The 15,337-nt window shown below is 47.0% G+C and carries 11 protein-coding genes; 6 read left to right on the forward strand and 5 right to left on the reverse strand.

Annotation, left to right across the window (positions count from 1 at the left end; translation table 11 throughout):
- Positions 1-125: 125 nt before the first annotated feature.
- From BW716_RS30620 to rlmN, 3 genes are all read right to left on the reverse strand, one after another.
- Positions 126-872: an RluA family pseudouridine synthase gene (locus BW716_RS30620; RefSeq protein WP_083729884.1), complete on the reverse strand. Its 747-nt coding sequence runs from the start codon at positions 870-872 to the stop codon at positions 126-128.
- Positions 873-938: 66 nt separating this feature from the next.
- Positions 939-2,771 carry a pseudouridine synthase gene (locus BW716_RS38260; protein WP_235643981.1) on the reverse strand — a complete coding sequence of 611 codons (1,833 nt, stop codon included), beginning with the start codon at positions 2,769-2,771 and terminating at the stop codon, positions 939-941.
- Positions 2,772-2,802: 31 nt separating this feature from the next.
- Entirely contained in the window at positions 2,803-3,846 is a 1,044-nt protein-coding gene (gene rlmN / locus BW716_RS30630; protein WP_083729885.1) for a 23S rRNA (adenine(2503)-C(2))-methyltransferase RlmN, read from the reverse strand.
- Between the two features lie 131 nt (positions 3,847-3,977).
- Between rlmN and BW716_RS30635 the strand changes: the two genes are divergently transcribed.
- The gene (locus BW716_RS30635; protein WP_083729886.1) at positions 3,978-5,177 is read left to right on the forward strand and encodes an acetyl-CoA C-acyltransferase; all 1,200 of its coding nucleotides are present in this window, start codon (positions 3,978-3,980) and stop codon (positions 5,175-5,177) included.
- A 65-nt stretch (positions 5,178-5,242) separates the two neighbouring features.
- Here the strand turns inward: BW716_RS30635 and BW716_RS30640 are convergent, their stop codons facing one another.
- Positions 5,243-5,824: an RNA polymerase sigma factor gene (locus tag BW716_RS30640; protein WP_179091340.1), complete on the reverse strand. Its 582-nt coding sequence runs from the start codon at positions 5,822-5,824 to the stop codon at positions 5,243-5,245.
- A 391-nt stretch (positions 5,825-6,215) separates the two neighbouring features.
- Here BW716_RS30640 and uvrA point away from each other — a divergent pair, with 391 nt between their 5' ends.
- A complete protein-coding gene (gene uvrA, locus BW716_RS30645) occupies positions 6,216-9,032 on the forward strand; it encodes an excinuclease ABC subunit UvrA (RefSeq protein ID WP_083729888.1) in 2,817 nt (938 codons plus the stop codon).
- A 111-nt stretch (positions 9,033-9,143) separates the two neighbouring features.
- On the opposite strand, the gene BW716_RS30650 is transcribed toward uvrA, so the two are convergent.
- Complete coding sequence (locus tag BW716_RS30650; RefSeq protein ID WP_179091341.1) at positions 9,144-9,587, reverse strand: DUF4293 domain-containing protein; 444 nt, start codon at positions 9,585-9,587, stop codon at positions 9,144-9,146.
- A gap of 434 nt (positions 9,588-10,021) precedes the next feature.
- On the opposite strand from BW716_RS30650, the gene BW716_RS30655 reads away from it, so the two are divergent.
- From BW716_RS30655 to BW716_RS30670, 4 genes are all read left to right on the forward strand, one after another.
- Complete coding sequence (locus BW716_RS30655) at positions 10,022-12,298, forward strand: NADP-dependent malic enzyme (protein WP_083729890.1); 2,277 nt, start codon at positions 10,022-10,024, stop codon at positions 12,296-12,298.
- A 56-nt stretch (positions 12,299-12,354) separates the two neighbouring features.
- Positions 12,355-13,386, forward strand: coding sequence for a hypothetical protein (locus tag BW716_RS30660; protein WP_083729891.1), 1,032 nt, complete (start codon positions 12,355-12,357; stop codon positions 13,384-13,386).
- A 223-nt stretch (positions 13,387-13,609) separates the two neighbouring features.
- A complete protein-coding gene (locus tag BW716_RS30665) occupies positions 13,610-14,359 on the forward strand; it encodes an ABC transporter permease (protein ID WP_083729892.1) in 750 nt (249 codons plus the stop codon).
- A gap of 10 nt (positions 14,360-14,369) precedes the next feature.
- Positions 14,370-15,173, forward strand: a complete 804-nt coding sequence (locus tag BW716_RS30670) for an ABC transporter ATP-binding protein (RefSeq protein WP_083729893.1) — start codon at positions 14,370-14,372, stop codon at positions 15,171-15,173.
- Positions 15,174-15,337: the final 164 nt, after the last annotated feature.

Genomic DNA, 15,337 nt, shown 5'->3' on the forward strand with positions numbered 1-15,337 from the left:
TCAGAAAAACCTTCATGAAAGAGGGCATTCATCAATAGGCGTGAAACCCATTTTCATAAAAAAGGCTGCCCCTGGTCGGAGCAGCCTCAATATCAAAAGATCTGAAGATCAAAACATCAATACACTTACAACACCAGCTTAGGCACATACCCGCTGCTGTTCTTGCGCAGCTGTGTCACCACCGCCTGGATATCCTTGGCCAATGGCGCCTCTGCTACCTGTTTTTCTCCCTGCTGATCAGTAAAGTGCAGCTGGAAAGAATGCAGGGCTAATCTGCTCAGCAATGGGCGTTCTTCCACATCATGCTTACCCAGCTTATAGGTCTTTTTGATAGCAGACAGCAGGATAGGGGTATTGGTACCATACATCTCATCTACTGCTATCGGGTGGCCTATATGCTTCATGTGTACCCTGATCTGGTGGGTACGGCCGGTATGAATCTGAAGTTTCACCAGGCTATACAGGCCAAATGCTTCCAGCACTTCATAATCCGTGTGGGCGTTTTTACCCTTTTTAGCGGTCACCATTTTACCCTTTGTGATCGGGTGTTCAGCAATGGCTTCCTCGATGGTGCCGGTAGCTGGCGTCAGCTGCCCGTTCACCAGCCCCAGGTAGAACTTCTGAACGTTTCTGCCTTCGAATGCCTGGGAGTAATACTTGTGGGCCACTTCGTTTTTCGCAAAGAGGATCACTCCACTTGTATCCTTATCCAGTCTGTGTACGGTAAAGATATTACCATAGTGTTTTCTCAGCAGTCCCTGAATAGAAGACAGCTGGTTGTCGTGCCTGTCCGGAATGGTCAGCACGCCTGCCGGTTTGTTGATGATCACATAGTCCGGCGTTTCTTTTATAATCAGGTCGTTAATGCGCATAATTTATTTAAAATGCAATGCTTGAGCCGAATGAATTCCTTTTAAGTCAGGTATCGCAGCGGTTCCTTATTTGAAATGCTTAAGCAGGATGATTTCTTTTTCAGTCAGGTAGCGCCAGTGGCCCCTGTTGATGTTCTTCTTTGTTAATCCCGCGTAGGTCACACGATCCAGTTTCTCCACTTCATATTCCAGGTGTTCGAAAATACGGCGAACGATACGGTTCTTGCCGCTATGAATTTCGATACCTATCTGTGTTTTATCAGCGTTGTCTACATATCCCAGTACATCTACATTCGCCACACCATCTTCCAGGGTCACACCTGCCAGGATGGCTTCAAAGTGTGCTTTGGTCAGTGGTTTGTTCAGACCTACGTGATATATCTTACGGATGTTGTGTTTAGGGTGAGAGAGTTTTTGTGCCAGTTCACCATCGTTGGTGAGCAGGAGCAGACCAGAGGTGTTACGGTCCAGGCGACCTACAGGGTATACTCTTTCTTCTTCGGTAGCATCCTGGATCAGTTCCATCACTGTCTTACGGCCTTCTGGATCGTCAGTCGTGGTGATGTAGCCTTTCGGTTTGTTCAGGAGGATGTACACCAGGTTTTTCTGGATGTGCATTTTCTTACCAAGGATGGTTACTTCGTCTTTCTTAGTGACTTTGAAAGCAGGTTCGGTGATGACGGTACCATTTACAGTGATCTTACCTTCTTTTACATAGTCTACAGCTTTACGACGAGAGCAAAGGCCGCAATGAGCGATGTATTTGTTCAGTGGCATTTCGCCTTCGATTGCTACACCAGATTCATCTCTGTCGCTTTTTTTGCCGAAAGAACCAGTGGAAGATCCTTTACGGTCACGTCTTGCAGCAGTTTTACGTTCCTGTCTGGCAGCAAAACGCTCATTGGTATTGTCGAAATATTTCTTGCGGTTGAAACCACTTGGGGTTTCACGCTCGTCTTTACCTTTTCTGTCGCCACGGTCAGTACCATGGAAGGCGCTGTCATCACGTTTCGCACCTGGTTTAGGTTTGAAAGGTGTTCTGCCATTGGCAGTTTTTAGGGCTGGTTTTATTCTGTTACGGCGGGAAGCATCCTCGCCATCAGTTTGTTCTTTCTTTTTGAATGCAGGAAGTGGTTCACCATTTTCGTCTTTGCCAGCGGGGCGGCGTGCAGGACGCTCGTCGCTCTTACGGCCACGGAAACCTTCACCATCATCGCTCTTACGACCACGGAAGCCTTCACCATCATCACTCTTACGGCCACGGAAACCTTCACCATCGTTCTTACGCGGGCGGAAGCCTTCACCATCATCACTCTTACGGCCACGGAAACCTTCTCCATCGTTCTTACGCGGGCGGAAACCCTCTCCATCATCACTCTTACGACCATGGAAACCTTCTCCATCATTCTTACGAGGACGGAAACCCTCTCCATCATCACTCTTACGACCACGGAAACCTTCTCCATCGTTCTTACGCGGGCGGAAGCCTTCACCATCATCACTCTTACGGCCACGGAAACCTTCTCCATCGTTCTTACGCGGGCGGAAACCCTCTCCATCATCACTCTTACGGCCACGGAAACCTTCTCCATCATTCTTACGAGGACGGAATCCTTCTCCATCGTTCTTACGTGCCTGGAAACCTTCTCCATCATTCTTACGAGGACGGAATCCTTCTCCATCATTCTTACGCGGGCGGAAACCTTCTCCATCGTTCTTACGACCACGGAAACCTTCTCCATCATTCTTGCGCGGACGAAATTCTCCATCATTCTCTTTGCGTGGCGGACGTCCGCCAGTAGCACTACGTTTCGCCGGGCGGGAATCATTTCCCTTTGCCCTGGATTTATTTTCCTTGAAAGGAGAGAATCCTTTTTTAGCAGGTGTATTTTTCTTCATCTGTTAGTATTAAAATTTAAAAAAGGGGAGATCAGCCTTTATTTGCCAGCTGACCACAAGCCGCGTCAATATCTTTACCACGGCTGCGGCGGAGACGGGCATTGACCCGGTTTTTACCCAGGTATTCCATAAAAGCATCTGCCACTTCTTCTTCCGGTTTCTGGAAGCGCGCATTGGAGATGGGATTGTATTCTATAATATTTACCAGATCGGCCGGCACCTGTCTGTAGATGCGGATCAGCTCATCGGCATCCTGTAAGGAGTCGTTGAAGTCTTTGAACAATATATATTCGAAAGAGATCTGGCTTTGTGTTTGTTTGTAGAAGTAGTTGAGCGCCTCTATCAGTACTTTGAGGTTATTTGTCTCGTTGATAGGCATGATCTGGCTGCGCTTCTGATCATTGGCGGCGTGCAGGGACAGGGCGAGGTTGAATTTCACCTTGTCGTCTCCCAGCTGACGGATCATCTTGGATACGCCGGCAGTGGATACAGTGATCCTCTTTGGAGACATACCCAATCCATCCGGACTGGTAATGCGCTCGATGCTCGCCAGTACATTTTTGTAGTTGAGCAGGGGTTCTCCCATACCCATAAATACGATATTGCTCAGTTTCTTGCCGTAGGCACTCATGGCCTGGTCGTTCAGAAGGGCTACCTCATCGAAGATTTCATCGAATTCAAGGTTACGTTTACGATCCATATACCCTGTGGCACAGAATTTACAGCTCAGGCTGCAACCTACCTGTGAGGATACGCAGGCGGTTTGTCTGGTATCAGTAGGTATCAGTACGCCTTCTACGAGGTGACCGTCATGTAATTTGAATCGACTTTTGATAGTGCCGTCTTCGCTATGTTGGGTGGTATCGACCTGTACGGCAGGTAAAGTGAAGTGTTCTTCCAGCTTGACGCGTAGCTCTCTGGAAAGGTTGGTCATTCCGTCAAAACTGGTTGCATGCTTGAGCCACAGCCACTCATACACCTGTTTGGCCCGGAAGGGCTTTTCCCCAATAGACCCGAAGTATTCCTGTATCTCTGACAGACTCAGCTGCCGGATATTCGTTTTGCCCAATTTCATTCCTGACCTTTATGTGATATAATGTCTGCCTTACGGCAGTCGGTATTAATCTGCGAAGATACGTAAATTTTTATCGTCCAAAAATCCCCTACATTTACAACCTTTTATTAACCAAAGCAATCCTCCAAGCAATGCAAGCTGCTTATATAGTAGACGCAGTGCGTACCCCAATTGGCCGCTATGGCGGGGTGTTAAGCACTATTAGGCCCGACGATATGCTGGCCCTCCTTATCCGATCGATGATGGAACGAAATCCCACCCTGGACCCCAACAGCATTGAAGATGTGATAGCCGGGGCTACCAACCAGGCAGGGGAAGATAACAGGGATGTGGCCAGAATGTCTGCACTACTGGCAGGATTGCCAGTATCGGTAGCGGGCAATACCGTGAACAGGCTTTGTGCCTCCGGTATGCAGGCGGTGATGGATGCTGCCAGGGCGATTATGTGTGGAGAAGGAGATGTGTACCTGGCTGGTGGGGTCGAAAGCATGACCCGTGCTCCCCTGGTGATGCCAAAACCCGATGCCGCCTACAGCCGTAAAACAGAAATAGTAGATTCTACCATAGGCTGGCGTTTTACCAACAGGAAGCTGGCGGATATGTATTATCCCTATTCCATGGGCGAAACTGCTGAAAATATTGCTACCCGCTGGAAGATCTCCCGCGAAGCCCAGGATGAATTTGCCCTTGCGAGCCAGATAAAGTACAAAGCCGCACTGGATGCAGGTATCTGGCCAAGAGAAATCATTCCCGTACCTATTACTCCCAATAAGCAGGAACAGGTGGTGATCAGCAATGACGAACATCCCAGGGAGACTTCATTAGAAAAATTAGCCGGGTTACGTCCTGCCTTTGCTAAAGAAGGTAGTGTCACAGCGGGTAACAGTGCCGGTATCAACGATGGCGCTGCCCTTGTATTGATAGTATCCGAACAGGCTTTGAAGCAATATAACCTCAAGCCCCTCATGCAGGTGAAATCCATGGCAGTAGCGGGTGTGGACCCGGCTATCATGGGCATAGGCCCGGTGCCGGCTACAGAAAAAGCACTGAAGCGCGCAGGCATTACTGCCAGTCAGCTGGATCTGATAGAACTGAATGAAGCCTTTGCTGTACAGGCCCTGGCTTGTATACAGGACTTAGGACTGGACCCGTCAAAAATTAATGTAAATGGTGGATCCATTGCTATGGGACATCCGCTGGGATGTACGGGAGCAAGGATAGTAGGTACACTGGGGCACGAAATGAAGCGCCTGCAGGGAGTGAAATACGGTTTGACCACCATGTGTGTGGGGGTAGGACAGGGAGCCGCTATGATCTTCGAAAATCTGTAAATGCAAAAATAACGGGCGGTCGATCATAATAATCGGTCGCCCGTTTTATGGCAAGCAAGAACGGATTACAAACAAATTTGTTTCTCCGTCATCATCTTCCGGAGGTTTATCAGGCCATAACGCATACGACCTAATGCTGTATTGATACTCACCTGCGTGAGATCAGCAATCTCTTTAAAGCTAAGATCAGCATAGTGACGCAGGATGATTACTTCCCGTTGTTCCTCAGGCAACATGTCGAGCATACGACGCACACGGTCGTGGCTCTGACGGGTGATCATCTTTTCTTCTGCACTGCTTTCGCTAAAGCTCAGGACATTGAAAATATCTTTGTCGTCGCTGGTTTTGATGATCGGTGTACGCTTGATCTTACGGAAGTAATCTACACACAGGTTGTGTGCGATACGCATTGCCCAGGGAAGGAATTTACCTTTCTCTGTATAGCGTTCAGCCCGGATAGTATCGATGATCTTAATAAATGTGTCTTGAAAAATGTCTTCAGCCAGGAATGAGTCCTTGACTAATAAAAAGATAGAGGTATAGAGCTTGTCTTTATGTCTTTGCACCAGTTCTTCCAATGCATTGGCATGCCCTTTCTTAAATAGGGTAATTAATTGCTCGTCGCTGAGTTTGTACATTATTTGCATAAACGTCTACAATAGCGGGTTTATAATAAAGAAACCGACTTAATTCAAGTCTGCTGTAGGTGAAAATAGTGTAGAGTTTATGCTATAATAGGAAGTTTTTATGTGTGATAGTTATTTCAGCCGATGCTCACGATTCAGGTAGTAATGCAAATATAATGTTAAAGTTGAATTAAACAACCCCCTGACATCAGTGATTTGTCATTATTGAAAGATTTAATATTGAGTATCAAGGCAGAAATAAAGTGGTTGCTTTAAAAAAAGAAAAAATCCCTTGTTTCATGCCGCCGCAGGCCATTTCAAATTACCATAACAAGCTGAAGATTTTCATTTGTTTCAAATCCCTTACCTTCGTAATGCTAAAATTTTTGGCAAAATAACAACTCGCTGGAATATGGCTACAAAATCAAAGAAACCGGAAATCATTGCCGACGATGCCCCCATCAATACGCAAGATCAGATATATATAAAAGGAGCCAGGGTGCACAACCTAAAAAACGTAAGTGTAGGCATTCCCCGCAATAAACTCGTAGTCGTAACCGGCGTATCCGGCTCAGGCAAATCTTCCCTGACCATGGATACCCTCTACGCCGAAGGCCAGCGCCGCTACGCGGAAAGCCTTTCCGCATACGCCCGCCAGTTCCTGATGCGTATGAACAAACCAGACGTAGACTATATTAAAGGTATCTGTCCTGCCATCGCCATTGAACAAAAGGTCATTACCCGTACCCCCCGTTCTACCGTAGGCTCCATGACAGAACTCTACGATTACCTCCGTCTGCTGTTCGCCCGTATCGGTAAAACCTATTCACCGATCTCCGGCGAATTGGTAAAGAAACACGAAGTAAGCGACGTCACTGACTATATTAATAAATTGCCTGATGGCACTAAGATCCAGATCCTGGTCGTCTTTCGCCGTCATGAGAAAAGAGACGTAAAAGAAGAGCTGCAGATCCTGATGCAGAAAGGCTTCTCCCGTCTGTACGCCAAAGACAGGCAAGGTGGAAAACTCCTCCGCATCGAAGAACTGCTGGAAGAGAAAAAGCCAGCCTTGCCTAAAGAAACTTACCTGCTCATAGACCGCCTCGTAGCCAAAGACTTCGAAGAAGACGACCTGCACCGCATCGCGGATTCTGTGCAGACGGCCTTTTACGAAAGCGAAGGCGACTGCCTCGTAGAGACAGACGGTGGCGATATACAGCACTTCTCCAACCGTTTTGAACTGGATGGGCTGCAATTCGAAGAGCCGGTTCCGAACCTCTTCTCCTTCAATAACCCATACGGGGCCTGCCCTGTATGCGAAGGTTTTGGCCAGACACTGGGTATCGATGCTGACCTCGTCATTCCAGACAAGCGCATCAGTGTATTCGAAGGTGCCATCGCTCCATGGAGAGGCGAAAAGATGGGTGAATACAAAGAAGCCCTCATCAAGGCGTCCCGCAAGTTCAACTTCCCCATCCACAAACCGATCACCGACCTCACTGAAGATCAGTATAACCTGCTCTGGACAGGCAATGAGCACTTCTACGGGCTCAATGAGTTCTTCAAAATGGTGGAGCAAAACCTCTATAAAGTTCAATACCGTGTACTGCAATCCCGCTACCGTGGCCGTACTACCTGCCCTGAATGTGGGGGTGGCCGCCTCCGTAAAGAAGCGCTGTACATCAAGATAAACGGTGCCAACATCGCCAACCTGGTAGAGCTGCCGGTGGAAAACCTGTACGCCTGGTTCAACCAGTTACAACTCAATGAATTCGATCAACAGGTGGGTAAACGTATCCTGCTGGAAATTCACCACCGTATCAAAACCCTGCTTGACGTAGGGCTGGGTTACCTCACCCTGAACCGTGTGGCCAATACCCTGAGTGGTGGCGAAAGCCAGCGTATACAGCTGACCCGCTCCCTGGGTAGTAACCTTACCAACTCCATGTATATACTGGATGAACCCAGCATAGGCCTGCATGCCCGCGATACCCACCGCCTGATCGGTGTACTCAAGGAACTGCGTGATCTGGGCAACACCGTAGTGGTGGTAGAACACGACGAACAGATGATGGAAGAAGCAGACTATATCATCGATATGGGACCGCTGGCCAGTCACCTGGGTGGAGAAGTGATCTTTGCCGGTGACTATCCATCTATTCTAAAAGATGCGAACAGCCTGACCGGCAAGTACCTGAGTGGTCAGCTTTCTATAGAACCACCTGCCCGTATCCGCAAGTGGAAGAAATCTATCACCCTCGAAGGTTGTAAACAAAACAACCTGAAGAACATAGATGTGGATTTTCCATTGGAAGTACTGTGTGTGGTAAGTGGTGTGAGTGGCTCCGGCAAGACCACGCTGGTAAAGCAGATCCTGTATCCGGCCCTCATGAAACTGAAAGGCGAATTTGCAGAAAGGGTAGGACAGCACCGTGCGCTGAAAGGTGCGCTGGACGACATCACTCAGATCGAAATGATCGACCAGAACCCGATCGGTAAGTCATCCCGCTCCAACCCTGTTACCTATATCAAAGCCTACGATGAGATCCGTGATCTCTTCTCCCGTCAGCCACTGAGCAAGATGCGCGGCTTTCAGCCAAAGCACTTCTCATTCAACGTAGACGGTGGCCGTTGCGATGCTTGTAAAGGGGAAGGGGAAGTAGTAGTAGAAATGCAGTTCCTGGCAGACGTGCACCTGCAATGCGAAAGCTGTGGTGGCCGTAAGTTCAAGGACGAAGTATTGGAAGTGACTTACAAGGGAAAGAACATCTACGACGTATTGGAATTGGGTGTGGACGAAGCGCTGGATTTCTTCAAAGATGAGAAGGATGTAGTGAATAAGATCCGGCCGCTCAGCAATGTAGGTTTAGGTTATGTAAAACTGGGCCAGAGTAGCGATACCCTGAGCGGCGGCGAGGCACAGCGTGTAAAACTGGCTTCCTTCCTGGGTAAGGGTAAGGCACAGGGGCACATCCTTTTTATATTCGATGAACCGACCACTGGTCTGCACTTCCATGATATCAAGAAGCTGTTGGGATCATTCAATGCATTGATCGAACAGGGGCATTCAGTCATAGTGATCGAACATAATACAGATGTAATAAAAAGTGCTGACTGGGTCATAGACCTGGGGCCTGAAGGCGGGGCCGGTGGCGGACAACTGCTATATGCAGGGGTGCCGGACGGACTCAAAAAAGTAAAAGAAAGTTATACCGGACAATACTTATAAAAGAAAGACAATACTTATATAAAGAAAAAGGCGGACCAGATGGTCCGCCTTTTTTCTGAAAATGGGTTTCATCTTCGTTGGTGAATTCCCTCTTTCATGAATGTTTTTATGTTATCTCAATCTATCCAGAGATTTAATCAGTTTTTCATCCTTATAGATACCTCTCGCTGCCATGATCAGGAAGATCAGGATCAACACCGGTAGAAACGCACCTGGCAGGTAAGTAGACGAAGCAATCGTTTTGCCTGCTGACGCGAATGCATTTACAAAATCCTGCACTTTAAAGTACTGCAACGCGATCGCCACTATCGCCAGAAAAATATCCAACACCGTCAGCCTGAACTGTAGTTTCCGGTTTTTAAACAGGAAAATACAGAACACGGATAGCGCTACAATCAGCATGTAGACTACAAACACCATAAAATTTGACTGGGCATTGAAATACTTAGGTACCTGATCATCACTCAGGGTCACTTTGAAGATATCCAGAAACCATGTTCCTACAGCAGCTCCGGCAGCTACCAGAAGGTAAAGACTTTGAATGCGTTGTATCATGTTATTCAGGCAGATTAATACGCGGTAAAAGTAAGTAAATATTTCATTTATGGCCGTGAGCCACCTTAACATAGGATAAAAATATGGATAACCTGCCCATAACCCGGAGATAAGCCGTAGATAAGCCGCCTCTATATAGATGCGGCTTATCTACGGCTTATGGGCGGCTTATATGCGGGTTATAGGCGGGATATCCCCGGGAAAGACCTATAGTCGTGGTATAGCTGGTATAGCCCGATAGGATGTAGTCTGGATAAGGGTTCTCAAAGCCGTTAATTCATCAGGGGAGTGGTTGTTTTTATAATGATAATATACTGACCGGTATAATAATGTTGTTAAAAGTGTCATCCATACATATAATACTGACATATTACAGCATCCTTTCCTCCAATACTTTGTATATTTGACGCCCAAGAACAATCTCATTTTGAATTATGGCAAGAAAACAGAACAAGCAGGATGCTTTAGACTATCATGCTTTAGGTCGGCCTGGGAAGATCGAAGTAATACCTACTAAAAACACCAAAACACAATGGGACCTCTCACTCGCTTATTCTCCTGGAGTAGCAGAGCCCTGCAAAGAAATTCACAAAGACGTAGAAAATGTTTATAAATATACTGCCAAGGGCAACCTGGTAGCAGTCATCAGCAATGGTACTGCTGTACTGGGACTGGGTGATATTGGCCCTGAGGCTGGTAAGCCGGTGATGGAAGGGAAGGCGGTATTGTTCAAGATCTTCGCAGATATTGATGTGTTTGATATTGAATTGAATACCAAGAATGTAGATGAATTCGTGAACGTGGTAAAAGCCATGGAACCTACCTTCGGTGGGATCAACCTGGAAGATATTAAGAGTCCTGAGTGTTTTGAAATCGAAGACCGCCTGAAAAAGGAACTGAAGATCCCGATCATGCACGATGACCAGCATGGTACGGCCATCATTTCCAGTGCTGCGCTGCTGAACTCTATGGACCTTGTGAAGAAAGATATTACGAAGGTAAGGATCGTGTTCAATGGCGCCGGTGCGGCAGCTATGGCCTGTGTAAAATTGTATGTAGCCCTGGGTGCCAGAAAAGAGAACATCATCATGTTCGACAAAGATGGTGTAATTAGCACCAGTCGCGAAGGTTTGTCAGAACTGCACCGCCAGTTTGCAACAACAGCGAATGTAAACTCTCTGGCAGATGCGCTGAAAGGGGCAGATGTATTTGTTGGTTTATCGGTAGGTAATGTGGTCACACCGGAGATGATCAAGACAATGGCTGAAAATCCGGTCGTATTTGCGATGGCGAACCCTGATCCGGAGATCGCTTATGATCTGGCGATTGCGTCCCGTCCTGATGTGATCATGGCGACAGGTCGTTCCGATCATCCTAACCAGGTGAACAATGTATTGGGTTTCCCCTACATCTTCCGTGGTGCGCTGGATGTACGTGCCACACAGATCAACGAAGCCATGAAACTTGCTGCTGTCAATGCACTGGCAGAACTGGCGAAGGAACCGGTGCCAGATATCGTGAACCTGGCTTACAACGAAAAAAATATCTATTTCGGTCCCCGTTATATTATTCCAAAACCCCTGGATCCACGTCTGCTCAGTCATGTAGCACCGGCAGTGGCAAAAGCAGCGATGGAAAGTGGTGTTGCGCAGCAACCAATAGCGAACTGGGAAGAGTATACGAATGTACTGAACAAACGCCTTGGACTGGACAACCAGCTCTTCCGCGTAATCGGTACCAAAGCCCGTCAGGATCCACGCAAGGTAGTATTTGCAGAAGCAGATAACCTGAAGGTACTAAAAGCTTCACAGGTAGTAAGAGACGAAGGTATCGCTTACCCGATCCTGCTGGGTAATGAGCAAAGGATCAGGACCCTCGCTGCAGAAAATGGTATCGAGCTGGAAGATACTGTGATCATCGATCCTAAGAGCGATGAGATGACAGAGAAACGCCATGAATATGGTGAACTGTTTTTCCAGAAACGTCAGCGTAAAGGCTTTAACCAGTACGAAGCGAAGAAGGTAATGCGTGAGCGTAACTACTTCGGCTGTATGATGGTGGAAACTGGTGAGGCAGATGCATTGATCTCTGGTCTGACACGTAACTATCCGGATACCATTCGTCCGGCATTGCATGTAATTGGCACTGCGCCAAACGTAAAGCGTGTGGCAGGTATGTACATCATCAATACCAAGCGTGGTCCGCTGTTCCTGGCCGATACGACAGTCAACTTTAACCCTACTGCCGAAGAGCTGGCCGAAATCACACTGCTGGTTGCTGAGGAAGTAAGACAATTCAATATCACCCCACGCATTGCGATGGTATCTTATTCCAACTTTGGTTCCAGTCCAACCCCTGAGGCACAGCTGGTAGCCAAGGCAAGAGATATCGTGAAAATGAGGGAACCGTCACTGATCGTAGATGGTGAAATCCAGGCTGCGATGGCGTTCAATAAAGAGATCCTGAAGGATAGTTATCCGTTTAGTGAGCTGATAGACCAGGAAGTAAATACCCTGATCTTCCCGAACCTCACCGCGGGCAACGTAGCCTACAACCTGTTGCAGGAAGTAGCGGGTTTTGATGCGATCGGGCCTATCCTGCTGGGTATCAAAAAACCAGTACATATTCTGCAGTTGGGTAGTACCGTAAGGCAGATAGTAAACATGGTGAATATCGCTGTAGTAGAAGCACAGCATAAATGCTGCAAATAATATAATTTACAGGTCTCTGTCCACGGGCAGAGATCTGTATCTTTATAGTAAAAAGCATGCAGTACATCTCCCGGAAAAAGACCTTCTTTCCACTGAATCCTGCATTTCGCGGGTACCTCAAATTGTACGAGCGGGAGATCCGGTTGCCGATATCTTACGAAGAACTCCGCTATTATGATTCCTCCATTCCTGTGTATGACAAAGACGGGAAGGATACCCTCTGGGAATCTGTATTTTATCCTGATAGTATGTATGGTCAGCTGAAAGCGGGCCTCAAAAGAATTTACTCCATCCTCAAGGCTGGTGGTGATCAGGCTGCAGAAGAACATTTGCAGGTAGAGCGGATTGATTACTGCACATTTGGGAATTCACACCCTTTCCGTATCAGGATTGTCAATACCTACAACGAAGTTTACGATTATTTTTATATCAAGACGGCCGATGCTTCACGCATTTACGGTTTAGAACTGGAACATATTTTGTCTCCTTACTGGATGAGTTACATTGTAGATGGGAATACACTGGTAGAGGAGCATATTGCGGGTGTACCGGGCGATCAGTTTATAGACCAGTATTTACAACGGCCGGAGTTTAACCCTAAGCGTATAGCAAAGGAGTTTGTAAAGTTCAATGAACGGTGTTTTGTACGATTGTTGGGGGATATGCGATCGTACAATTTTGTGTTTGATATCACACCTGATTTTGATGATGTACAGTTCAGGATCAGGGCGATTGATTTTGACCAGCAGTTTTACGAGGGAAAGCGCACATTGTACATGCCGCAGTACTTTAAGGAGAACAGGATTTTCGTAGAGCTGGCCATCAAACATTTAAATGCAGAGGTAGTAAAGCAGTACCAGCAGGAGGAGCGATCGCTGATAGCCCGCAGGATTAAGGCGCACAGACATCGGATCAAGGATCTGAGGGATGTGATCATGACGGATAGGGTGTCGTTTCCTGAAAAGATTACGCAATTGGGAGAAGAGCTGGCGCAGTATTATGATGATGCCGTATTTGGGAGGTGTAAGACAATGGGGGAGATCATAGAAAGAAGTTTGAAAAGATTATTGGTAAAGAGTATGAAATAAAAATCAGCTGGCCACAGGTAAAAGCGTTCTTGAAAAGAGCAATATCTTTTGCGGCCGTAAGCAAAAGCGTTCTTTGCAAAAACCGTTTTCTATAGCCGGCCGCAGGCCTTACCGCCGGCGCGAAAAAGCGGCTGCTGCCGAAGGCGGAAGCCGTTTTCTCGCTGTTCTTCGCTCTTTAATGATTTAATTATTATTTAAATGGATACATTATCTTTGGCCCGTTATGGAATTTAGATTCTTTCATCATTTCGGCAGCTACCTGCTTATGCTCAAAGGAATGTTTTCCCGCCCGGAAAACATGAAGATGTATTGGAAAGAGTTCATCAGGCAGTGTGTGGATATCGGTATTGGTTCATTGGGTATTGTATTCATCATCTCCCTCTTTATGGGAGCTGTAACCACTGTACAGATTGCCTACCAGCTGGTCAGTCCTATCATCCCCAAAGCTACAATAGCCCAGGTGGTGAGGGATACCATCATCCTCGAATTCGCCCCTACACTGACCTGTATCGTACTGGCAGGTGTGGTCGGTTCCAAAATTGCCTCTGAGCTGGGTAACATGCGTGTATCCGAGCAGATTGATGCGCAGGAGATCATGGGTATCAACACCCGTGGTTACCTCATCATGCCAAAGATCGTCGCTTCACTGATCATGATACCATGTCTGATCTGTATCGCTGGTTTCCTGGGTATATGGGGTGGTCTCAAGGCCGGTGAAATGGGCGGCATTCTTTCTGCAGAACAATTCTGGCAGGGTTTAAGACAGGAATGGAAACCTTATAATATCTTCTTCGCACTATTCAAATCATTCGTATTCGCGTTCATTATATCCAGTGTACCATCATATTACGGATATTATGTGCAGGGTGGTGCGCTCGAAATTGGTAAGGCAAGTACCCGTGCCGTGGTGGTAACCTGTGTATTGATATTATTCATGGACTACATACTGGCGGCAATACTGCTGCAAAATTAACCTGGACAACATGATCGAATTAGTTAATATAAAGAAAGGCTTTGGGGAAAAGGTGATCCTGCCAGATGTGTCGGCAATTATGGAGACAGGCAAGGTGAACCTGATCATTGGCTCCAGTGGTAGTGGTAAGACGGTAATGATGAAGTGCATGGTTGGGCTGATGGAAATAGACGGTGGCAAGGTCCTGTACGATGGACAGGATTTCACGAACATGCCTGAAAATGAACGAAAAAATATCCGCCGCCAGATCGGGATGCTTTTCCAGGGATCTGCACTATTTGATAGTTTGACGGTAGAGCAAAACGTGATGTTCCCGCTCGATATGTTCTCTAAGGAATCAATAAAGGAAAAGAAAGCCCGTGTGATGGAGTGTCTCGAAAGGGTACAACTGAAGGACGCCGCTAAGAAATTTCCGGCAGAGATCAGTGGAGGTATGAAGAAAAGGGTCGGTATTGCACGTGCTATCGTTTTGAATCCCAAATACTTATTCTGCGATGAGCCCAACTCCGGGCTGGATCCGCAAACTTCCCTGCTGATCGATAAGCTGATTAAGGAAATCACACACGAATTTAACATGACCACGGTCATCAATACACACGACATGAATACGGTAATGGAGAGTGGAGATCACATCGTATACATGTACCAGGGTATAAAACAGTGGGAAGGCAGCAATAAAGATATCATTTTCAGTAAAGATGAGCGGCTGAATGACTTCATTTTTGCATCAGACTTCCTGCGTGATGCGAAGGAAATGAGGCAAATGGAGATGTTCCAGGAGAAGGATTGGAGAAGTAAACTGAAGAAAGAGTAGTGCCGGAACTGAACAGGGTAGTGCTGAAAATTGAACCGTGTGAATGCTGAAATGAAAAAATGGCTGATGCCAGACCGGGCAATTTGACCCGCCCTGAGATAAAAGTTGCCAAAACATGACGACGGACATTAAAAAAACGTGAACAGGACCACAATCAGTAAATT

It is taken from the genome of [Flexibacter] sp. ATCC 35208, from assembly GCF_001975825.1.
Classification (GTDB): Bacteria; Bacteroidota; Bacteroidia; order Chitinophagales; family Chitinophagaceae; genus Chitinophaga.